Source organism: Corynebacterium sp. LK2510 (genome assembly GCF_040946405.1).
In the GTDB taxonomy this organism is placed as follows: Bacteria; Actinomycetota; Actinomycetes; order Mycobacteriales; family Mycobacteriaceae; genus Corynebacterium.
In genome coordinates, this window is record NZ_JAYWLR010000017.1 from 16,042 (window position 1) to 37,691 (window position 21,650).

Here is a 21,650-nt window from a genome sequence, read left to right on the forward strand (position 1 = left end):
TAGCCGCCATGTTCCACCCGGTTGAATAACAGGTGAAACGTGGCGCACCCGCTACCTCGGCGTCACCTCGCTCGTGAGCAGCGCGTCCTCAGCCAGTTGGTCGGCCGTCACGGTGGCGGGGACCTCGGTGACGTCCAGTGCGGCCTCATCAAGCGGCGCGGAGCGTGTCACGAAACGGCTGTTCGGCGTGATGCCGTAGAACCTGTCGAGGCCCTTAACGTTGAACTGGGTCGAGTTGTACCGCTGGTGCGTCGAGGTATTCCACTGCGAGATAACGATATCCATGTTGGCCAGGGTCGAGCCTGGGACGATGTAACCGCCGTACGGCTGCGAGAAATTGTCCGGGGTTTGCGGGTTAGCCCAGGAGCCATGCTTAGCGACGACAGCAACAGGCACCGAATCCCAATTCTGCGCCAGCGTCGGGGAGATGCGGACCTCAATCTGCAGGGTCTCCTCGTTGAACATCACGAGTACCCAGTGGCCTTCGATGTAGCGCAGATTCATCTCTCCCGCCTGGATTCCCCGAGCCAGGATCGGCGTGCCAGTCGTGCCCCACGTGCCGGTGGCGGCGTCGAAAAGCTGCCATGCCTTACGGTTGCCGATGTCGTCAACGCGGAAGCGGGAGAGGAAGACGGGGTGGTCGCGCTTGAAGCTGGAGGAGACGGCGTAGATGTAGCCGTCATTGCCGCGTTCCCAGGAGATCAGGTTGCCCATTCCGGACATGTAGGAGGCGCTCGTCGTGCCCAGCGACTTCCACGTTTGGCCGTTGTCGGTGGACGACCAGATCTCGGTGGACAGGACGTTGCCGATGCCGCGATTCCACATGCCCTGCATGTATAGGGTGCCGTCGATGTTGATGACGTCAGACGGGATGAGAGTGAGGTTGTCGCCTTCCGCCCGGTAGTACCGGATAAGCGGGTTGACGCGCTCGCCGGCGTTGAGCGGGCGAATGATCTGGACGAATCCGTCCACCATCTTCGCCACGACTCCGACTGGGCTCATCCACTCACCGGCGCCCATGGTGTCGCCGCGGAAAGAGTCACCGAAGATGATCGCGAATTCCTCGCCGTTGGCAAGCGGGGTCATGATGCCCAAGTCACCGGCGCGGAACCCGACGTGGTCCGAGTACCCTCTGCCCAGTACATCGCCCATGATCTGGACGATGATGTCGCCCGGCATCTCGATTGGGGTGCCGGGGACCTTCTCCACCGGGGTCGGTGCGGTGGCGTTTCCGGAATTGCTCGAGCTCAGCGAACTCAGCGAACTCGACGAACTCTGCGCGGAAACGACCGGGGCAGGAAGGAAGGGGAGTGAGGCGGCAGTGGTAACGGCCAACAGAGTCAGGGCGCGGCGAGGCAGGCGCATGGTAGCTCTCTTCGTCTGGAGTAGGGGGCGCGGCGACACAATCAGATAAGTCAGTGGCGCCGAAGAACGGTTCGACTTTAGCAGGGCGCGAACCACCGCGGGGCTGTATGAACTACCTGGCTAGGCGGTGTCGGCCGCCATCCTCGCTGCCGCGGGCCCGGTCCGCTTCACGGCGCAGACGGACCTTTTCCACCTCGGAGAGGTAGTTGCCGGCAGAAATATGCCACGTCCGGGTCGGGGTGAAGTCGACGCTAGGGGCGCGCCCACTCGAGGTGATAACTTGGCGCGCGCCGGGGGAGGGCGTGAGGATTCCCTCCTCGCCCACGGCGTCGTCGCGCTCGACGGTGATAGCCCAGGTTCCGTCGGGAAACTCGACCACGGCGGGAGACTCGGGATCGTGCGCGGCAGCGTCACTGGGCAGCGGAGGCAAGGGAGGAAGTGCAGGAAGCGGCTCGGCGCCGCTGGCCTCGGCTGCCAGGTCGAGTCCCACCATGGCGTCGACAGCAAAGGCTCGCGCGAAGGTGGGGGTGTCGGCGCGAAGGACGGCAGCAACCTCTGCACTGTCGTCAGCTGAGAGGCTGCCGAGCACTCGGCCGTCGAGAGTGGCGACAACCGTGCCGCTGACCTCTGTCAGTCCCACGAGCCACTGCCCGGGCGAGGCTGCTTCGAGCTCAGGCGCGGAGAACTCTCCCGTGGTGGCGTCCACGACGTACATGTCGCCCGGCGGAAGCACGCGGGCGGTGGCGGGGGCGTTGTTTCTCGGCACGGCGAGGTCGGTGGGTGGGAGGAAGACGGTGGCGTCGAAAAGCCCGCGCTCATTGAGCATGATCCCGGCGATCGTGTGCGGCACCCGCGCGGCGTTGTGCACGCGGTCGATGTCGGGGAACTGTGCGCGCGCGTCGGCGGAGATCTCACCGACAACACCGCCGCGATAGTGCACACGCCACGTGCCACCGACGGGGTCGGGAACGAGCCAGACCTCCTCGAAGTGCATGGTCGGCGACGCCCCGAAATCGGTGAACAGGCTCGCCTGAACGAGCTTGTCGACGCGCACCTCCACTGCCATCCCCCACACGGAGGGCGAAAGAAGGTACCGAGCCGAACCCATGAAAGCTCCTTGCGGTGTCGTGGAGAAGTTGCACAGTCTGCGTTGTCGCCATTCTAGGCGCCGCCATTCTAAGCACGGAGGCTGATGTGATTGTCCGGCTTATGCGTTAATGTGTTCACATGTCTCGAATCAGCCCCCTTAACTGGCCCGTCGTGCGCCAGATGCGAGAAGGTGACGTGTTTGCCCGCGGGCGCACCACCGAATCGCACAAGAGCGCCACGCTGGAGGGCCGCACAGCGGAGGCGGACCGCGTTGTCAAGAGCGTCTGCCCCTACTGTGCCGTCGGCTGCGGCCAGAACGTCTACGTCAAGGATGACAAGGTCATCCAGATCGAGGGCGACCCGAACTCGCCGCACTCCCGGGGCCGGTTGTGCCCCAAGGGTGCTGCATCGGAGCAGCTCGTCAACGCCCCCAACCGCGTCACCGACATCCTCTACCGTGCTCCGCGCTCGAGCGAGTGGCAGAAGCTCGACCGCGAAACTGCGCTCGACATGGTCGCCGACCGCTTCCTGGAGGCGCGCCGCAACGGGTGGCAGCAGACGAATGACAAGGGTCTTCCGCTGCGTCGCACCCTCGGTATCGCCGGCCTCGGCGGCGCCGCGATGGACAACGAAGAAAACTACCTGATCAAGAAGCTGTTCACGGCCGCCGGCACCATTCAGCTCGAGAACCAGGCCCGTATATGACACTCGTCCACGGTTCCCAGTTTGGGATCCTCGTTTGGACGCGGTGGAGCGACCCAGCCACTGCAGGACATGGCCAATGCGGACTGCATTGTCATTCAAGGGTCGAACATGGCGGAAGCACACCCCGTCGGGTTCCAGTGGGTCATGGAGGCCAAGGCGCGCGGCGCGCGCATCATCCACGTTGACCCGCGGTTCACGCGTACCTCCGCTGTGGCGCACAAGCATGTCGCCATCCGCGGTGGCTCCGACATTGTGCTGCTCGGTGCGCTGATCAACTACGTGCTGGAAAACGAGCTGTACTTCGACGAGTACGTGCGCACGTTCACCAACGCGTCCGCGATCATCAACAAGGAGTTCAAGGACACCGAGGACCTCGACGGACTGTTCTCCGGCTACGACCCGGAGACCGGCAACTACGACAACGAGACGTGGCAGTACGAGCTCGAGGAGGGCGCGGAGCGCTCGTGGCACATCCGCAAGGATGAGACGCTCGAGCACCCGAACACCGTCTTCCAGATCCTCAAGCGCCACTACTCGCGCTACACCGCTGACGTTGTGGCGTCGACGTGCGGCATCTCGCGCGAGGACTTCCAGTACCTCGCCGACTCGATCGTGGCTAACTCCGGCCGCGACCGGACGACGTGCTTCGCGTACGCGCTCGGCTGGACCCAGCACACCCTCGGTGCGCAGTTCATCCGCACCTGTGCGATTCTGCAGTTGCTTATGGGCAACGTGGGTCGCCCCGGTTCCGGAATCATGGCGCTGCGCGGTCACGCCTCCATCCAAGGCTCGACCGACGTGCCGACCCTGTTCCACATCCTGCCGGGCTACCTGCCCATGCCGCAGGTGGAGATGGAGACGTGGGACCAGTTCGTCGAAGCGATCACGAAGCCGGACCAGAAGGGCTTCTGGCAGAAGGGCGACACCTATGCGGTGAGCCTGATGAAGTCCTATTGGGGCAATTACGCCACCGCGGAGAACAACTGGGGTCTCGACCTCATGCCGCGCCTCACCGGAGCGCACTCGACCTACCACACCCTGCAGCTGATGAACGAGGGCGAGGTCGACGGGTACTTCGTGTTCGGACAGAACCCGGCCGTCGCCCAATCGAACGGTCGCCTGCAGCGCCTTGGCCTGTCCAAACTTAAGTGGCTGGTCGTGCGCGACTTCCAGGAGATTGAGACGGCGACGTTCTGGAAGAACGCCCCGGAAATCGCCTCGGGCGAGCTGGTCACCGAGGAGATCGACACCGAGGTCTTCCTCTTCCCGGCCGCCAACCACGTGGAGAAGGCGGGTACGTTCACCCAGACATCCCGTGTCCTGCAGTGGCGCTTCAAGGCGAAGAACCCGCCGGGCGATGCAGACTCCGACCTGCAGTTCTTCTACGACCTTGGCAAGCGCATCAAGGAGCGCGTCAAGGACTCCACCGATCCGCGTGACTTGCCGCTGAAGGCCATCACCTGGGAGTACGAGCTCGACGAGGACGGCGAGGTCGAGGCCGAGTCCGTGCTCAAGGAGATCAACGGCTACTACCTGGACGGCCCGCGCAAGGGCGAGCTGGTGGACAACTTCCGTGACCTGAAGGCCGACGGAAGCACGTCCAGCGGCTGCTGGATTTACTCCGGTGTGTTTGCGGGCGGCGAGAACCGTTCGGCGAACAAGTTCCCGGCGAAGGAAGATGGCGCGATCGCTCTGGATTGGGGCTTCGCGTGGCCGGCGAACCGCCGCGTGCTGTACAACCGTGCGTCGGCAGACGCCGAGGGAAAGCCGTGGTCCGAGCGCAAGAAGCTGGTCTGGTGGGACGCCGAGAAGAACCAGTGGGTCTCCGACGATGTCGTCGACTTCCCGGTCGACCGCGAACCAGGCTTCGAGCCGCCGCGCGACGCGGTTGGCCCGGCGGCGCTGGCGGGTGACGATGCTTTCATCATGCAGCCCGACGGCAAGGCATGGCTGTTCGCGCCGCGCGGTATGGTCGACGGCCCGATGCCGACGCACTACGAGCCGCAAGAGTCGCGCTACCCGAACCCGCTGTACGAGCAGCAGCAGTCCCCGGCGCGCATCGTCCTGAAGGGGCCGAACAACCTCTCCGCTCCGAACTACGGCGAGGAGGGGCTGGAGGTGTTCCCGTACATGCTGAACACGTACCGCCTGACAGAGATGTACACCTCGGGAGCGATGACGCGCACGCTGCCGTTCCTGGCGGAGCTGCAGCCTGAGCTGTTCTGCGAGGTCTCGCCGGCACTCGCCGAGCGGGTCGGCCTCGAGCACGGAGGGTGGGCGACCATCGTGTCGCCGCGCAACGCCATCGAGGCGCGCGTGCTCGTCACCGACAGGCTGAAGACGCTGAACGTCAACGGCCAGGATTGCGAGCAGGTGGGCATGCCGTTCCACTACGGCAGCGGCGATTACGCCGAGGTCACGGGCGACAGCCCGAACGACCTGCTGGGCATCATGCTCGACCCGAACGTCAACATCCAGGCCTCCAAGGTCTCTGCCGTGGACATCATGCCCGGCCGCCGCCCCCGCGGCGCAGAAAGGGAGAAACTGGTGAAGGAGTACCAGCGTCGAGCTGGCTTGACCGAGGACACCGGCACGAGGCTTGTCGAGGAATCTCAGGAGGTCATCGTTGCGTCCCAGAAGGGCGACAGCGAGTCGTCCCAGATGGATTCGACGAAGCGCAACATGGCGGAGAGGGAAGGCTAAATGCGAAGCACCAACATGCTGACGGAGTCGCCGTCCCACGTGGGCTACGACGCCGCCGAGCGGATGGCGTTTTTCACCGACACGTCCATCTGCATCGGCTGCAAAGCCTGCGAGGTGGCGTGCAAGGAGTGGAACCGCAACCCGGAGGACGGCTACGAGCTGTCCGGGAACTCCTACGACAACACAGGTTCTCTCGGTGCGGACACGTGGCGCCACGTTGCGTTTATCGAGCAGACCGGTGAGCGTATCGAGAAGGCCCGCGAGGAGGGCGCCAAGCTCATCTCGCTGGGCATGCCCGGAATGGCGCCGAGCCAGGTGCGCGACGGGTTACCCGATCCGCAGTCCGTCACCCCGGCAGATACGCCGGACTTCCGCTGGCTGATGTCCTCGGACGTGTGCAAGCACTGCACGAACGCCGGCTGCCTCGACGTGTGCCCGACGGGCGCTCTGTTTCGCACGGAGCACGGTACGGTCGTGGTCCAGGATGATGTGTGCAACGGCTGCGGCACCTGCGTGGCCGGTTGCCCCTTCGGTGTGATCGAGCGCCGCGCCGATGGCGGTGTGCGCAAGCGCAACGAGCGCACGTCGCGCACTGGCGAGGAGTTCACCCCCGGTGAGAAGGCCCCGATCAAGAACATCGGTGTGGCGCAGAAGTGCACGATGTGTTTCGACCGCCAGGCGGTCGGGGAGGGCCCGGCCTGCGCCAAGACGTGCCCGACCCAGTCGATCAAGTACGGCACCCATACCGAGATGCTTGCCACCGCGAAGGCGCGCGTGGCGGAGCTGCACGCCCAGGGCATGACGGAGGCGCGCCTCTACGGCGCGAACCCGGACGACGGCGTCGGTGGCACGGGATCCATCTTCTTGCTTCTCGACTCCCCCGAGGTCTACGGCCTCCCGCCGGACCCCACCGTGCCCACTGCGAACCTGCCCGAGATAGCGAAGCGCGCGGCCGTGGCCGCCGCCGGTTTCGCTGGCACCGTGGCCGCCGTATTCCTGATTGGAGGACGCCACTGATGGCCGAGTTTGAAGGATTCGACCACTACCGCCCGCCCGAGGAGCCGCGCCGCAAGCGGCGGAAGGACGGAGGCACAGGCAAGAAGTCGCGCCGCGGCGAGGAGCTGATGGTTCCTCAGGCCCAGTTTGAGAAGTTCGACTCGTACTACGGCAAGCCGATTGTGAAGTTCCCGCCGTGGGAGTGGCCGATTGGCGCCTACTTCTTCCTCGGCGGTCTCGCCGGTGGCTCGTCCATGCTGGCTGTGGGCAGCCGCGCGACGGGGAACAAGGAGCTGGCCCGCAACGCCAGCTTGACCACGTTCGCCGCCGCCGCGGCTGGCTCGGCCTTGCTCGTGCTTGACCTGGGCCGCCCCGAGCGCCTGCTCAACATGTTCCGTGTGTTCAAGCTGTCCTCGCCGATGAACGTGGGATCGTGGCTGCTCGCCGGATTCTCCACCCTGGCCGCGCTTCCCGCGGTCGCGGAGTTCGACGATCTGACCAACCGCCAGCTCCCGGTGCCGGGAGTGCTGCGCACCGTACTGCATACCGCTGCCACCCCGGCCGGTGTCGCAGCGGGCCTGCTCGGCTCGCCGCTGACGGCGTACACCGCAGTGCTTCTCGGCGACACCTCTGTGCCGGCGTGGCAGGCGGCCCGCAACGAGCTTCCGGCCCTGTTCGTCTCATCCGCGGCGTGTGCCTCGGGTGGCGCGGGTCTGGTAACCACGTCCACAGTCGCGAACGGACCGGCGCGCAAGCTCGCGGTCGCGGGTGCGATCGCCGACGTCATATCCCTGCGCGCAGTGAAGAACAACATCGGCGAGGTCATGCGCGAGACGCTCGAGACCGGCAAGGCCGGACACCTTCTGCACGCCGCCGAGCTGTGCACCATCGGCGGCGGTGTTGTCGCGGCCGTGGCCGGGCGCAACCGCGTGGCCGCGGCAGCGGCTGGCGTTGCCCTCATGGCGGGCTCGTGCCTGACGCGCTTCGGCATTCTCCAGGCCGGCCACCAGTCGACATCTGACCCCAAGTACGTCGTCGAGCCGCAGCGCGAGCGCCTCACCACCCGTGTCGAGAGCGGTGGCACGGGCGACTCGATCACCACGGCACGCTAGTAACCCGCGCTAATTAGCGCACGCTGACCCGTCCCGTTCCGGGGCGGGTTTCGCCGATGACGGGGTAGCCGGGAATTTCGCCGATGACGAGCAGGCCGCCGGAGGTTTGGGCGTCGGCAAGCAGGAGCAGCTCGTCTTCGCTGACGTGCGATTCGACGTCGAGGTGGGGCATCACCCATCCCAGGTTGCGGCGGGTGCCGCCGGAGACGAATCCGTCGTCGAGAGCTTGGCGGGCGCCGTCGATAAGCGGTACCGCGGTGTGGTCGATGACCGCGTCGATTCCGGAGGCGCGGGCCATCTTGTACAGGTGGCCGAGCAGACCGAAGCCGGTCACGTCGGTGGCGGCTGTGATTCCGGCTTCGACCGCGGCGCGCGCGGCATCCCGGTTGAGGGTGGTCATGACGTCGATCGCGGCCTCGAAGACCTCGCCGGTGGATTTGTGCCGGTTGTTCAGCAGCCCGGAGCCGATCGGCTTGGTCAAGGTGATCGGCAGGCCGGACTCGGCGGCGTCGTTGCGCATGAGCCTCTCCGGGTGGGCGGTGCCCGTGGCGGCCATGCCGTAGATGGGCTCAGGGGCGGTGATGGAGTGCCCGCCGGTGACGGCGATGCCGGCCTCGGTGGCGGCGTCGAGGCCGCCGCGCAGCACCTCGCGGATGAGCTCTTGGGGCAGGACGTCGCGCGGCCACCCGAGCAGGTTGATCGCGGTGATCGGGGTGCCGCCCATCGCGTAGACGTCGGAAAGCGCGTTGACCGCGGCGATCTTCCCCCAGGTGTAGGCGTCGTTGACTACCGGGGTGAAGAAGTCCGCAGTGGAGATCACCGCGAGGTCGTCGCGCACGCGGATGGCGGAGGCGTCGTCGCCGTCGTCAAGCCCGACGATGACGTTGTCGTCGGTGTGCCCAACGAGTCCGCGCACGGCCTCTTCGAGCTCACCGGGGGGAATTTTGCAGGCGCATCCGCCGCCCGATGCGTACTGAGTGAGTTGGATTTCGGCCATGTCGCCCATGGTAACGTTGCGCGGCGGAGGCGTACGTGTCCTGGTGGGCGCCCCAGTCTTCAAAACTGGTGAGGCCGAGCATCTCGGTCTGGCAGGTTCGATTCCTGTCCGTCTCCGCCACGAACTTTTCAAGGAGGCCCCTCGGTGAGCGACCCGCGTCGACACATTCCCCGCACCGACGCGTTGCTGGCGCTCGCCGAGTCGTCGACGCTCTCCCAGGCGGCGCTCAAGGCGGCTGCGGCCCGGTTGCAGGATGCCGCCCGCCGCGGGGACATCGCCCCCGGGGACGTCGAGGCGCTGTTTGTGCAGGAAATGCAGGGCGCGCCGCACAGCCAGACCCCGGTGATCAACGCCACCGGCGTGGTCGTCCACACCAACGTCGGCCGCGCCCCGCTCGGCGATGCCGCGGTCGCCGCGCTTGTCGACGCCGCCGGCTACGTCGACGTCGAAATGGACCTCACCACCGGGCTGCGCTCGTCCACCCGCGGGGCTGAGGCCGTCCGCGCGCTTCTCGACGCCTGCCCGTCCGCCGAGGACGCCCTCGTAGTCAACAACGGTGCCGCCGCGCTGTTGCTGGCCACGACCGCGCTGGCCGAGGGGTCGCGCGTGGTGATTTCACGCGGCGAGATGATCGAGATCGGCGCCGGTTTCCGCCTGCCAGAGCTGATCGAGTCCGCCCGCGTCGAGCTCGTCGAGGTCGGCGCCACCAACCGCACCCACCCGCGCGACTACGCGGCCGCCGCGGGGCAGGCGGCGGCGCTGCTCAAGGTGCACCCGTCGAACTACCGCGTGCACGGTTTCACCGCCGAGGCCTCCGTCTCCGAGCTACGCGAGATCGCCGACGAGTACGGCCTCGCCCTTATTGTCGACACCGGCTCGGGCCTGCTCCACCCGGACCCGGCGCTGCCGGACGAGCCGGACGCGGACACGGCGCTGCGCGAGGGTGCCGACATCGTCCTGTTCTCCGGGGACAAGCTGCTCGGCGGGCCGCAGGCGGGTGTGATCCTGGGGCGTCGCGAGGCTGTCGCCGTGCTTAAGAAGCACCCGCTGGCGCGCGCGGTGCGCATCGATAAGCTGCGCCTGGCTGCCCTCGAGGCCGCCGTGCGGGCGCGCTCGACCCCGGTTCACGACTACGTGCACGCGGACCCGGACGAGCTCAAGCGCCGGACTGATCGCCTGGCCGAGGCGACCGGCGGCACGGTCGTGCCCCACGACGGGCGCGTCGGCGGCGGGGGAGCGCCCGGCCACCCGCTGCCCGGGTGGGCCGTTGCCGTGCCGGGGGAGATCGCGCCGGCGCTGCGCGGCGCCACCCCTGCCATCATCGGGCGGGTGCACGACGGCGAGCTACTGCTCGACCTGCGCTGCGTGCCAGCGCACCTCGACGACGAGATCGCCGGGCGGGTGCGCGCATGTATGTCGTAGCCACGGCCGGTCACGTCGACCACGGCAAGTCCACCCTGGTCAAAGCACTTACCGGGATGGAACCGGACCGTTGGGATGAGGAGAAAGAACGCGGCCTGACCATCGACCTCGGGTTCGTCTGGGCGGACATTGAGGGCGCGGACGTCGCCTTTGTGGATGTTCCCGGCCACGAGCGCTTCATCGCCAACATGCTCGCCGGGGTGGGGCCCGCCCCCGCGGTGATGATGGTTGTCGCCGCCGACGAGGGGTGGATGCAGCAGTCCGGCGACCACCGCGATGCGATCAACGCTTTCGGCATCCGCGACGGCGTCATTGCCCTGACCCGGGCTGACAACGCCTCTGCCGAGCGGCGCGCGGAGGTCCGCGCGGAGGTCGCGGCTCGCCTCGCCGGCACGACCCTGGAGCACTGGAACGTCGTCGACGTGTCTGCGAAAACGGGCGAGGGGATCGCAGCGCTCAAGGCCGCCCTCACGCAGATGCTCGAGGCCGCACCGGCCCCGGACGCCCAGGCCCGGGTGCGGTTCTGGGTGGACCGCTCCTTCACCATCAAAGGCGCTGGCACCGTGGTGACGGGCACGCTCGCAGCGGGCACGATTCGCCCTGGCGACGTGCTCGAGCTCGCGGGTGAGGAGGTCACTGTGCGCGCGGTCCACTCCGAAAACGAGGCCGTCGACTCCGCGACGCCGGCGATGCGCGCCGCGCTCAACCTCCGCGGCGTTCCCGCCGAGCGCATCCGCCGCGGCGACGCGCTGACCACCCCGGGGGCGTGGCACACCACCTCGCTTGTCGACGTCCGCCTCACCACCGGCACCGCGATGACCGACCTTCCCCACGAGGTCGTCGTCCACGTCGGCACCGCCAGTGTGACGGCGAAGGTGCGCCCGTTCGGCACGGACCACGCCCGCCTCGTTCTGGAGGACGCGCTGCCGTTGAGCGTGGGCGACGCGCTGGTGCTGCGCGGCTCCGGGGCACAGCAGGTGCTCGGTGGGGTCACCGTCATCGACGCCGACCCGCCCGCGCTGGACAGACGCGGCGATGGCCGACGCCGCTCCGCAGAGCTTCCCCTGCTGCCCGACCTGAACAAAGAAATCGCCCGCCGGGTGGCTGTGCGCCCGGACACGCTGCGGCGCCTGGGATACGACGTGGGCGACACCGCTCCGGAGGGCTCGGTCGCGTTCGCCGGCTACTGGATCCGCGCCGCGCAGGTGATGGAGTGGAAACGCCAACTTATCGACGCACTCGAGCGCCATGAGCGTGCACACCCGCTGTCGGCCGGGATGAGTGTGGGGGAGGGCGTCGATAGGCTCGCGCTTCCCGACGCCGCCCTGCTTCCGCTTGCCGCGGCCGCCGCGCAGCTCACCGTCTCTAATGGGGTGATTTCCTCCGGCCGGGTGCGCGATCTCGGCGAGGCCGAACCCGGCGTGCGTGAGCTCGAGGCGCACCTGCGGCGCGAGCCATTCCGCGCACCCGAGGCGGCAGACCTTGAGCGCTGGGGTCTCGGCACCAAGGAGCTCGCGGCCGCTGAGCGTGCGGGCCGGGTGCTGCGTATCGGCGAGATCGTCCTGCTCCCGGATGCTCCCGAGCATGCCGCGCGCCTGTTGGCCGAGCTGGGGCAGCCGTTTTCCGCCTCGGATGCACGAAAGCAGTGGGAAACCACCCGCCGGGTGGCCATCCCACTGCTGGAATTGATGGACGCGCGCGGTGTCACCCGCAGGGTGGACGGGACCGCGCGCGTGCTTCGCGGCTAGACTCCGTCGGTCTCCTGCGGGTCGGCGTCCGCATCCGCCTTCGTCTCGTGGAAGGTGCCGGGGGTGTGCTCCGGCGGGGAGTAGATGGAGTAGACCTTTGCGGGCTCGTCGCCCTCGTTGACGAAGTTGTGCCATGCGCCGGAGGGAACGAAGATGGCGTCGTCGTGCTTGACGGTCCGGTCGACCTCGAGGTCGGTCTCGCTCTTTCCGATCATCGCGCGCAGCTCACCAGCCTCAACGCGGAGGAACTGGTCGTGGCCCTCGTGGATCTCAGCGCCGATTTCGCCCCCGGGCGGGATCGACATGACGGTGAGCTGGAGGTGGGAACCCGTCCAGAGGGTGTCGCGGAAGGCGTCGTTGCCGACGGTGGCCTCTTCGATGTTCATGACGAACGGGTTGGGGCCGTGGTCGGTGCGCAGTACGTCAGACATATGTGCTCCTTTGACTCGTTGGTGGGCGTACACATCCCACCGTAGTGCGTTTCGGCTCGCCTCGTTCCCTCGTCCCCGTGTCAGCTCGCGAACTCACGCAGCTATCGTCCCGTGACCGAATCCTCGTTGCGGGTCAGGTCCCCCGGGGTACCTGAAGCGACGATGCGCCCACCTGCAGATCCGGCGCCGGGGCCAAGATCGATGATGTGGTCGGCGCGTGCGATCACGGCGGGGTTGTGCTCGATGACGACGACGGTCGCGCCCTTGTCCACGAGGCGTTCGAACAGGTCAACCAGGACACCGGCATCTGCGACATGCAGGCCGGTGGTCGGCTCGTCCAAGACGAACAGTGTGGCCTTGTCGTTGAGGTGGCTGGCCAGTTTGAGGCGCTGGCGCTCGCCGCCGGACAGCGTTGTCAGGGGTTGGCCGAGGCGGATGTAGCCCAACCCGACGTCGACAAGGTAGCCGCTGATCCGGGACGCGGCCGGGACCTTGTGCTCCGCGTCCGCGAAGAAGGTCGTGGCCTCCTCGGCGGGCATGTCGAGGACCTCGGCGATGTTCTTGCCGCCGAAGGTGTACTCGAGTACTGCCTGGTCGAAGCGCTTGCCCTCGCAGACCTCGCACAGGACGTCGACGCCCTGCATGATGCCGAGGTCGACGTAGACCACCCCGGCGCCTTTGCAGTTCTCGCAGGCACCCTCGGAGTTGGCGGAGAACAGCGCCGGCTTGACCCCATTTTCCTTGGCGAAGGCCTTGCGGATCGAGTCGAGCGCACCCGTGAAGGTCGCCGGGTTGGAGCGGCGCGACCCGGAGATCTGCGACTGGTCCACCCAGACCGTGTTCTCGTCGAGCGGGAGTTCCCGCACCAGGGAGGACTTGCCGGAGCCCGCGACGCCGGTGATGACGGTGAGCGTTTCGCGGGGGATGTCGGCGTCGACGCCGTCGAGGTTGTTCCCTGTCGCGCCGCGCACTTCGATGGTGCCGGAGCCGGCCCGGCAGGCGTCGTCAGGCTTGAGCTCGAAGCGGTCGTGGAGGTGGCGGCCGGTGGCGGTGTCGGCCTCGCGGAGCTTGTCGACGCTTCCCTCAAACACGATCTCGCCACCCGCGGACCCCGCCCCGGGTCCGATTTCGACGACGTGGTCGGCAATCTCGATGGTCTGTGGCTTGTGCTCGACCACGAGCACGGTGTTGCCCTTGTCCCGCAGCGCGAGCAGCAGCGAATTCATTCGTTCAATGTCGTCGGGGTGCAGGCCCGCGGTGGGCTCGTCGAAGACGTAGGTGACGTCGGTTAGCGGGGACCCGAGGTGGCGAATCATCTTGATGCGCTGCGCCTCGCCGCCGGACAGCGTCGACGAGGGTCGATCCAGGGAAATGTAGCCCAGGCCGATGGTGACGAAGTTCGCCAGTGTTTCGCGGATCGCGCCGACGAGCGGGGCGACACTGGGCGCGGAGACGGACTCCATCCACTCCGCGAGGTCGGCGACTTCCATGGCACACAGGTCGGCGATGTTCTTGCCGTTGATATGCGACTCCAACGCGTGCGGGGCCAGGCGAGTGCCGCCGCAGTCGGGACAGGCTCCGGAGGTAACGGCGCGGTCGACGAACTCGCGCATCGCCTTTTGCAGGCCCTCCTTCTCCTTGGAGAGCACCGACTTGGTCAGCTTCGGGATGAGCCCCTCGTAGGTTGTGTTGAACCCGAGGTAGTCCACCTTCTGCGGCTCCGCCCACAGCAGCATGTGCAGCTGCTTGTCGGAAAACGTCTTCACGGGCGCGTCGGCGGGGAAGAAGCCGGAGTCCGCGTAGTGGCGCAGCTGCCACGACCCGGGTTTGTAGCCGGGGACGCGGATGGCGCCGTCGTCAAGCGAAAGCTCGTTGTTGATGACCTCGTCGACGTCGAACGTCGAGGCCCGGCCCGTGCCCTCGCACGTCGGGCACATGCCGCCGGTGCGCTTGTAGTCGCGCATGACCTTCTTGTTTCCGCGGGCGTCGGTCAGCACGCCGCCGCCGGAGACGCTCGGAACGTTGAACGAGTACGCGCCGGGCCCGCCCGCGTTGGGCTCTGCAATGCGGGAGAACAACACGCGCAACATAGCGGTGGCGTCGGTGGCCGTTCCCACGGTCGAGCGCACGTTGGAACCGAGCTGCTCCTGATCGACGATGATCGCCGTGGTGATGCCCTCAAGCTTATCGACGTCCGGCCGCGCCATCGACGGCATAAAGCCCTGCACAAACGACGAATACGTCTCGTTGATCAGTCGACGCGACTCCGCCGCGATGGTGGAGAAGACAAGAGATGATTTTCCGGAGCCTGACGGCCCGGCGAACACCGTGAGCCTGCGTTTCGGGATGCGCAGCGAGACGTTGCGGAGGTTGTTTTCGTTAGCGCCCGAGACCACGATCTGGTCGTGGGAATCAGCGATGGCGTTGGTGCGAGTCACACGGGCAGAGTCTACCTGGACTAGTGCGCGGATTTCGCGGGCGAGCTGTTCTTCTTCGGCAGTGCCGAACGCACAAGCGCGACGATGCCGAGCACGAGGAAACCGGTGATGAGCCCGGCGATGAGAGAGATACCCGTATCAACGAACCAGCCCGCCGCGCCACCACCGACAGCTTCCACACCGCGCTCAATCACGTCGTGCGGCCAGTGCCAGCCAATCACCTCGTGCAGGCCGCGGATAATCAGGTGCCCGCCGACCCACAGCATCGCCACGGTGCCGATGACACCGATGGCGGAAAGCACGTACGGCATCGCCTTAACCAACCCGCGCCCGAGGCCCGGGGCGGTGCCGCGCTTGATCATTCCGTGGCCGATGTCGTCGATCTTGACCAACAATGCGACTGCGCCGTAGACCGCGGCGGTGATGAAGACACCCACCGAGAACAGCACGGCGGCTTCCATCGCGATTGGTTGGTCCTTGACCTCATCAAGCGCGATGATCATGATCTCGGCGGAGAGGATGAGGTCAGTGGTGATCGCGCCCTTGACCAGGGCGTCTTCTTCATCCTGAGACTTATTAAGTGCCTGTTTTTCCTCCTCGTGCTTTGAGTGAGTGAACTTGTGCGCGATCTTTTCTGCACCTTCGAAGCACAGGTAGGCACCACCGAGCATGAGGATTGGAACCAGCGCCCACGGGGCAACCGCATTGAGCAGCAGCGCAATCGGGAGGATAAACAACAGCTTGTTGCGAAGCGACCCCTTGGTGATGCGCCAGATCATCGGCAGCTCGCGCGCCGGGGTGACATCCGAGACGTACTGCGGGGTAACCGCGGCGTCGTCGATGACCACGCCGGCGGCCTTCGCGGAGGTCTTTGCGGTCATGCCGGCGACGTCGTCGGCGGATGCTGCGGCGGTTCGGGCGATGACGGCGACGTCGTCAAGCAATGCAAGTAGGCCACCGGACAAGGTGGGTCTCCCTTCGATCGGGAAGCGCCGCGCGGAGGACGGCGCCTACGTGTAGGACTAACGCAACACTGTAGTTGCCCAACTTGGGGTGGGCACACGCAGTACAACTGTCAGGAAACGCCCGGCTGCATCATAGGGACACGCAAAGTTTGCAGGAAATTAGAATTCGCTTCATCTTCTGTGGTGAAATGTTCTCAACGAGCTGAGTGTGACTGATGGCACCGACGGTCGTTGCAATGGCATATCTAACTATTGAAGGAGGCGCTGTGCACTTCAAAAAGGCAGCAGCAGTTTTCGCGTCGAGCGCCCTCGCACTGGGCCTGGCGGCGTGTGGTGATTCAGGTTCGAGTAATGCTTCGGGCGACCAGACCGGGGGGTCTGCAGGTGGAGACAACTACGTCACCGCCAACGGTACCGAGCCGCAGAACCCGCTCGTCCCGGGCAACACCAACGAAACCGGTGGCGGCCGAATTGTGGACAACATCTACTCCGGCCTCGTCTACTACGACCGTGACGGTGAAACGCACAACGAGCTCGCTGAGTCGATCGAGCTCGAAGGTGACAAGACTTACAGGGTCACCCTCAAGGACGGCCTGAAGTGGTCCGACGGTTCCCCGCTCAAGGCGGAGGATTTCGTCAACGCGTGGAACTACACCATGAAGGAATCCCTCATGTCCGCGTCCTTCTACGAGCCGATCCTCGGCTTTGAAGAGGGCAAGGAGTCCATGGAGGGCCTGACGGTCGTCGACGACACGACCTTCACCATCGAGCTCTCCCAGCCGGAGTCGGACTTCCCGACGCAGCTCGGCTACTCCGCTTTCTTCCCGCTGCACCCGTCGGCTTATGACGACATCGACGCCTACGGAGAGAACCCGATCTCCAACGGCCCGTACAAGCTTGCAGAGTGGAACCACAACCAGGACGCCACCATCGTCCCGAACGAGGAGTACACCGGCGAGCGTGAGGCGAAGAACGACGGCATCAACTTCGTCTTCTACGCGCAGCAGGACGCGGCCTACGCTGATCTCCTCGCGGGCAACCTCGATGTTATTGACGTCGTTCCGGACTCCGCGTTCTCGACGTTTGAAGATGAGCTCGGCGAGCGCGCCGTGAACCAGCCCTCGGCAGTCTTCCAGTCCTTCACCATCCCGGAGAACCTTGAGCACTTCTCTGGCGAGGAAGGCAATCTGCGTCGCCAGGCGTTGTCGAAGGCGATCAGCCGTCAGGAGATCACCGACACAATCTTCGAGGGAACCCGTACCCCGGCCACCGACTTCACGTCGCCTGTCATCCCGGGCCACTCCGACTCCCTCGACGGCGCCGACGTGTTGCAGTACGACCCCGAGGAGGCGAAGCGCCTGTGGGCCGAAGCTGACGCCATCGCCCCGTTTACCGGCCAGTTCTCCATCTCATACAACGCCGATGGTGGACACCAGGCATGGGTCGATGCGGTTGCCAACTCTATCCGCAACACCCTCGGCATCGACGCCGTCGGAAACGCCTACCCGGACTTCAAGTCCCTGCGCGACGACGTGAAGGAGCGCAGGATCGAGGGCGCCTACCGCACCGGTTGGCAGGCAGACTTCCCCACGCTGGGTAACTTCCTCGTGCCGCTCTACACCACGGGTGCGAGCTCGAACGACGGTGACTACTCCAACCCGCAGTTCGACCAGCTGACCAAGGAAGCCGCTGGCGCCGCGACCCTCGACGAGGCGACCCCGAAGTACAACGAGGCGCAGGAGATCCTGCTCAAGGACCTCCCGGCCATCCCGCTGTGGTACTCCAACGTCACCGGCGGTTCCTCTGAGAACGTCGACAACGTGATCTTCTCCTGGAAGCTCCAGCCGCTCTACTACGAGATCACCAAGAAGTAGCTGATCGTGTTCGGCTAGGTCGAGACACCCCGCTGGTGGTTGTGCCAGGGGGGTGTCCGGCTTTTCACCCGAAGTTTCGGCTTTTACAGTCCGCTGGAAGAATCAACTATGACCCGTCCGCCGGCTCGCCCGGCGGAGACTCAGAGCTACATAACATGAAGGAGAGCCCGCAAACATGTTGCGTTATATCGGGCGACGGCTGCTCCAAATGATCCCGGTGTTCTTCGGCGCCACGCTGCTTCTCTACGCGCTGGTGTTCCTAATGCCGGGTGACCCGGTGTCCGCCCTTGGCGGCGACCGGGGCCTTTCGGAGGCAGCGCGTGCACGCATCGAAGCGGAATACAACCTCGACAAGCCGTTCATTATGCAGTACCTGCTCTACATCAAGGGCATCTTCATGGGCGATTTCGGAACGACCTTTTCCGGCCAGCCCGTGAGCTCGGTGATGGCTAATGTCTTTCCAGTGACCATGAAGCTGGCGGGTATGGCTCTCGTCTTCGAAGCCGTTTTCGGCATCATCTTCGGTGTCATCGCAGGTGTGCGTCGCGGCGGATTTTTCGATTCGACGATTCTGGTTGTTTCCCTGTTCGTCATCGCGGTCCCGTCCTTCGTCATCGGTTTTGTGCTCCAGTACCTGGTCGGTGTGAAGTGGGGCCTGTTGCCTGTCACTGTGGGGCGCAACGAGACGTTCGAGGCACTGCTGATGCCGGCAATCGTGCTCGGCGCGCTCTCCTTCGCGTATGTGATCAGGCTGACGCGGCAGTCCATTAGCGAGAACCTGCGCGCCGACTATGTCCGCACCGCCCGTTCCAAGGGGCTCGGTGGGGGACAAGTGATGACCCGCCACGTGTTGCGCAACTCTTTGATCCCCGTTGTCACCTTCCTCGGCGCCGACCTTGGTGCCCTCATGGGCGGTGCCATTGTCACCGAAGGAATTTTCGGCATCAACGGAGTAGGTGGCACGATCTACCAGGCGATTATCAAGGGCGAGCCGGCCACCGTGGTGTCGTTTACCACGGTGCTCGTCATCGTTTACATCGTTGCCAACCTTCTCGTTGACCTCCTGTACGCCGTTCTCGACCCAAGGATTCGCTATGCCTAATCACGTTTCCGCCATGGACGCGAACGAAGACCGCACTTCGCTCGATACCCGTCTGCGCCGCGGGCAGGAATACTTCATTGCCGACACCGATGAGACCGGGCTGGGGGCAGTCGATGCCGTTGCGGACGACTCCGCCCCCTCCAGCCAGTGGGGCGAGGCTTGGCGCTACCTGAAGCGCCGCCCGCTGTTCTGGATTTCCTCCGTGCTCATCCTCTTTGCCATCGCGCTCGCGGTTGCGCCGGGGTTGTTCACCAGCGTCGACCCACGCGCCTGCCAGCTCGGCAATTCGCTCAACGGCCCGACTGCCGGCCACCCGTTCGGATTCGACCGGCAGGGCTGCGACATCTTTGCCCGCACCGTCTACGGCGCCCGCGCCTCTGTGACCGTGGGCGTGCTGACCACGATCATCGTCACCGTGATCGGATCGATGGTCGGAGCGCTGGCCGGTTTCTACGGAGGGATTTGGGACACGATTCTGTCGCGGCTCACCGACATCTTCTTCGCGGTGCCCCTGGTGCTCGCGGCGATCGTCGTCATGTCCATGTTCCAGAACCAGCGCTCTATCTGGATGGTGGTATTCGCACTGTCGATGTTCGGCTGGACCCAGATTGCGCGTATCACCCGCGGCGCGGTCATGGGAGTGAAAAACGATGAGTTCGTCACCGCCGCCCGCGCGCTGGGTGCCTCTGATCTGCGGATCATTTCCTCTCACATCATGCCGAACGCGGCCGCGCCGATCATCGTCTACGCCACCGTCGCACTGGGAACGTTCATCGTCGCAGAAGCCACCCTGTCCTTCTTGGGCATTGGCTTGCCGACGACCGTCGTGTCCTGGGGCGGCGACATCTCAGCAGCGCAGGCGTCACTGCGCACCCAGCCGATGGTCCTGTTCTACCCGGCTATCGCTCTGGCGCTGACCGTGCTGAGCTTCATCATGATGGGCGACGCCGTGCGCGACGCTCTTGACCCGAAGGCGAGGAAGCGATGAGTACTGCAATTCCGAACGATTCCGTCAACCCTGGCACTGGTGCGGGGGAGCAGTTCCCGGGCACCGAGCAGCCGCTGCTCGATGTGCGCAACCTCAAGATCACCTTCGAGTCCACCACCGGCGTCGTCGAGGCCGTGCGCGACTTCGACCTGACGATTTATCCCGGCCAGTCCGTGGCCATCGTCGGCGAGTCCGGCTCCGGCAAGTCCACCGCCGCGATGTCGATCCTGGGTTTGCTGCCGGGAACCGGCAAGGTCACGAGCGGCTCAATCATGTTGGATGGCGAGGAGCTCACCGGCCTCGACGAAAAGGGCTGGCAGGACGTGCGGGGCAACCGCATTGGCCTCGTCCCGCAGGACCCGATGTCCAACCTGAACCCTGTGTGGCGGATCGGCACGCAGGTGGAAGAGTCTCTTCGCGCCAACAATGTGGTCGAGGGCTCCAAGCGCCATGAGCGCGTGGTGCAGCTGCTCGAAGAAGCTGGGCTTCCCGACGCCGAGCGCCGCGCCAAGCAGTACCCGCACGAGTTCTCCGGCGGCATGCGCCAGCGTGCGCTGATCGCCATCGGTCTGGCCGCGCGCCCGAAGCTGCTCATCGCGGATGAGCCCACCTCAGCTCTCGACGTCACCGTGCAGAAGAAGATCCTCGACCACCTCGAAGGCCTCACCAACGAGCTGGGCACGGCGCTGTTGTTCATTACGCACGACCTCGGCCTGGCTGCCGAGCGCGCCGACTACCTCGTCGTGATGCACCGCGGCAGGATCGTGGAAAAGGGCCCGAGTCTGAAGATCCTGCGTAATCCGCAGCACCCCTATACCCGCCGCCTGGTTACTGCGGCGCCGTCCCTGGCGTCGGCGCGCATCCGTTCCGCGAAGGAACAAGGCATCGAGACCAGTGAGCTGCTCGTCGCCGACCGGGCCAGCGACGAGGTCGTCGTGCGGGTGGAGAACCTTGTCAAGGAGTTCGACGTGCGTGGCCAGCGCGGCGACAAGAAGATCTTGCGCGCTGTCGACAACGTGTCGTTCGACCTGCGCCGTGGGTCCACGCTTGCGCTGGTGGGTGAGTCCGGGTCGGGTAAGTCCACGGTCGCGAACATGGTCCTGTCGCTGCTTGAACCGACGAGCGGCAGCGTCCTCTTCGAAGGCCGGGACGTTTCGGAGCTCTCGGGCCGTGACCTATTTGCCATGCGCCGCAAGATGCAGGTTGTGTTCCAGAACCCGTACGGTTCGTTGGACCCGATGTACTCCATCTACCGCTGCATCGAAGAGCCCCTGACTCTGCACAAGGTGGGCAACCGAAAGGCGCGTGAGGCCCGCGTCGCGGAGCTGCTCGATATGGTGCAGATGCCGCGCTCGGCGATGCGCCGCTACCCGAATGAGCTCTCCGGCGGGCAGCGCCAGCGCATCGCGATTGCGCGAGCGATGGCGCTTAACCCCGAGGTGATTGTTCTCGACGAGGCCGTCTCGGCACTCGACGTGCTGGTGCAGAACCAGATCCTCAAACTGCTGACACAGCTGCAGGACGAGTTGAACCTGTCGTACCTGTTCATCACCCACGACCTCGCTGTCGTGCGCCAAACTGCGGACGACATCGTAGTTATGCGCCAGGGCCAAGCGGTAGAGCAGGGGCCTGCGGATTCGATTTTCGAAAACGCGCAGCATGAATACACGCGCAACCTGATCAACTCTGTGCCCGGGCTCAACATTGAGCTCGGC

15 protein-coding genes and 1 tRNA gene are annotated in these 21,650 nt (G+C 65.6%); 10 read left to right on the top strand and 6 right to left on the bottom strand.

What is annotated here, in order from left to right:
• Positions 1-51 precede the first annotated feature (51 nt).
• Both VVR41_RS08915 and VVR41_RS08920 read right to left on the bottom strand, forming a co-directional pair.
• Entirely contained in the window at positions 52-1,365 is a 1,314-nt protein-coding gene (locus tag VVR41_RS08915) for a DUF4185 domain-containing protein (RefSeq protein WP_368524464.1), read from the bottom strand.
• 112 nt (positions 1,366-1,477) lie between these two features.
• Complete coding sequence (locus VVR41_RS08920; RefSeq protein WP_368524465.1) at positions 1,478-2,473, bottom strand: hypothetical protein; 996 nt, start codon at positions 2,471-2,473, stop codon at positions 1,478-1,480.
• Positions 2,474-2,592: 119 nt separating this feature from the next.
• Between VVR41_RS08920 and fdnG the strand changes: the two genes are divergently transcribed.
• From fdnG to nrfD, 3 genes are read left to right on the top strand one after another with little or no spacing between them, the layout of a single operon-like run.
• Positions 2,593-5,862, top strand: a complete 3,270-nt coding sequence (fdnG, locus tag VVR41_RS08925; protein WP_368524466.1) for a formate dehydrogenase-N subunit alpha — start codon at positions 2,593-2,595, stop codon at positions 5,860-5,862.
• A complete protein-coding gene (locus tag VVR41_RS08930) occupies positions 5,863-6,879 on the top strand; it encodes a 4Fe-4S dicluster domain-containing protein (RefSeq protein ID WP_368524467.1) in 1,017 nt (338 codons plus the stop codon).
• Complete coding sequence (nrfD, locus tag VVR41_RS08935; protein WP_368524468.1) at positions 6,879-7,970, top strand: NrfD/PsrC family molybdoenzyme membrane anchor subunit; 1,092 nt, start codon at positions 6,879-6,881, stop codon at positions 7,968-7,970. Before VVR41_RS08930 ends, nrfD begins: the two co-directional genes overlap by 1 nt.
• A 13-nt stretch (positions 7,971-7,983) precedes the next feature.
• Here the strand turns inward: nrfD and selD are convergent, their stop codons facing one another.
• Complete coding sequence (gene selD, locus VVR41_RS08940) at positions 7,984-8,967, bottom strand: selenide, water dikinase SelD (RefSeq protein WP_368524469.1); 984 nt, start codon at positions 8,965-8,967, stop codon at positions 7,984-7,986.
• A 25-nt stretch (positions 8,968-8,992) separates the two neighbouring features.
• Between selD and VVR41_RS08945 the strand changes: the two genes are divergently transcribed.
• The 3 genes from VVR41_RS08945 to selB all read left to right on the top strand — a co-directional run bounded on the left by VVR41_RS08945 (position 8,993) and on the right by selB (position 12,137).
• Positions 8,993-9,087, top strand: a tRNA-Sec gene (locus VVR41_RS08945).
• A 24-nt stretch (positions 9,088-9,111) separates the two neighbouring features.
• Positions 9,112-10,389, top strand: coding sequence for an L-seryl-tRNA(Sec) selenium transferase (gene selA, locus VVR41_RS08950; RefSeq protein WP_368524470.1), 1,278 nt, complete (start codon positions 9,112-9,114; stop codon positions 10,387-10,389).
• Positions 10,377-12,137 (top strand): selenocysteine-specific translation elongation factor, encoded by a 1,761-nt coding sequence (selB, locus tag VVR41_RS08955; RefSeq protein ID WP_368524471.1) that lies wholly within the window; start codon positions 10,377-10,379, stop codon positions 12,135-12,137. The genes selA and selB overlap by 13 nt, the downstream gene beginning before the upstream one ends.
• Here the strand turns inward: selB and VVR41_RS08960 are convergent.
• The 3 genes from VVR41_RS08960 to VVR41_RS08970 all read right to left on the bottom strand — a co-directional run bounded on the left by VVR41_RS08960 (position 12,134) and on the right by VVR41_RS08970 (position 15,971).
• Entirely contained in the window at positions 12,134-12,568 is a 435-nt protein-coding gene (locus tag VVR41_RS08960; RefSeq protein ID WP_321103466.1) for a cupin domain-containing protein, read from the bottom strand. The genes selB and VVR41_RS08960 overlap by 4 nt on opposite strands.
• 101 nt (positions 12,569-12,669) lie before the next feature.
• Positions 12,670-15,006 carry an ATP-binding cassette domain-containing protein gene (locus tag VVR41_RS08965; RefSeq protein WP_368524472.1) on the bottom strand — a complete coding sequence of 779 codons (2,337 nt, stop codon included), beginning with the start codon at positions 15,004-15,006 and terminating at the stop codon, positions 12,670-12,672.
• 20 nt (positions 15,007-15,026) lie between these two features.
• The gene (locus VVR41_RS08970) at positions 15,027-15,971 is read right to left on the bottom strand and encodes a DUF808 domain-containing protein (RefSeq protein WP_368524473.1); all 945 of its coding nucleotides are present in this window, start codon (positions 15,969-15,971) and stop codon (positions 15,027-15,029) included.
• Between the two features lie 266 nt (positions 15,972-16,237).
• Between VVR41_RS08970 and VVR41_RS08975 the strand changes: the two genes are divergently transcribed.
• The 4 genes from VVR41_RS08975 to VVR41_RS08990 all read left to right on the top strand — a co-directional run.
• Entirely contained in the window at positions 16,238-17,845 is a 1,608-nt protein-coding gene (locus VVR41_RS08975; RefSeq protein ID WP_368524474.1) for an ABC transporter substrate-binding protein, read from the top strand.
• 175 nt (positions 17,846-18,020) lie between these two features.
• Complete coding sequence (locus VVR41_RS08980; protein ID WP_368524475.1) at positions 18,021-18,947, top strand: ABC transporter permease; 927 nt, start codon at positions 18,021-18,023, stop codon at positions 18,945-18,947.
• On the top strand, positions 18,940-19,935 hold the full coding sequence (locus tag VVR41_RS08985) for an ABC transporter permease (RefSeq protein WP_409338304.1): 996 nt from the start codon (positions 18,940-18,942) through the stop codon (positions 19,933-19,935). The genes VVR41_RS08980 and VVR41_RS08985 overlap by 8 nt, the downstream gene beginning before the upstream one ends.
• Positions 19,932-21,650: ABC transporter ATP-binding protein (locus tag VVR41_RS08990; RefSeq protein ID WP_368524476.1), on the top strand; the 1,719-nt coding region annotated here is incomplete at its 3' end. The genes VVR41_RS08985 and VVR41_RS08990, both read left to right, overlap by 4 nt.

Bases quoted from the DNA above. Each gene is read 5' to 3' on its own strand.
- VVR41_RS08915 (WP_368524464.1), bottom strand. From the start codon at position 1,365: ATGCGCCTGCCTCGCCGCGCCCTGACTCTGTTGGCCGTTACCACTGCC.
- VVR41_RS08920 (WP_368524465.1), bottom strand. From the start codon at position 2,473: ATGGGTTCGGCTCGGTACCTTCTTTCGCCCTCCGTGTGGGGGATGGCA.
- VVR41_RS08930 (WP_368524467.1), top strand. From the start codon at position 5,863: ATGCGAAGCACCAACATGCTGACGGAGTCGCCGTCCCACGTGGGCTAC.
- nrfD (WP_368524468.1), top strand. From the start codon at position 6,879: ATGGCCGAGTTTGAAGGATTCGACCACTACCGCCCGCCCGAGGAGCCG.
- selD (WP_368524469.1), bottom strand. From the start codon at position 8,967: ATGGCCGAAATCCAACTCACTCAGTACGCATCGGGCGGCGGATGCGCC.
- selB (WP_368524471.1), top strand. From the start codon at position 10,377: ATGTATGTCGTAGCCACGGCCGGTCACGTCGACCACGGCAAGTCCACC.
- VVR41_RS08960 (WP_321103466.1), bottom strand. From the start codon at position 12,568: ATGTCTGACGTACTGCGCACCGACCACGGCCCCAACCCGTTCGTCATG.
- VVR41_RS08980 (WP_368524475.1), top strand. From the start codon at position 18,021: ATGTTGCGTTATATCGGGCGACGGCTGCTCCAAATGATCCCGGTGTTC.
- VVR41_RS08985 (WP_409338304.1), top strand. From the start codon at position 18,940: ATGCCTAATCACGTTTCCGCCATGGACGCGAACGAAGACCGCACTTCG.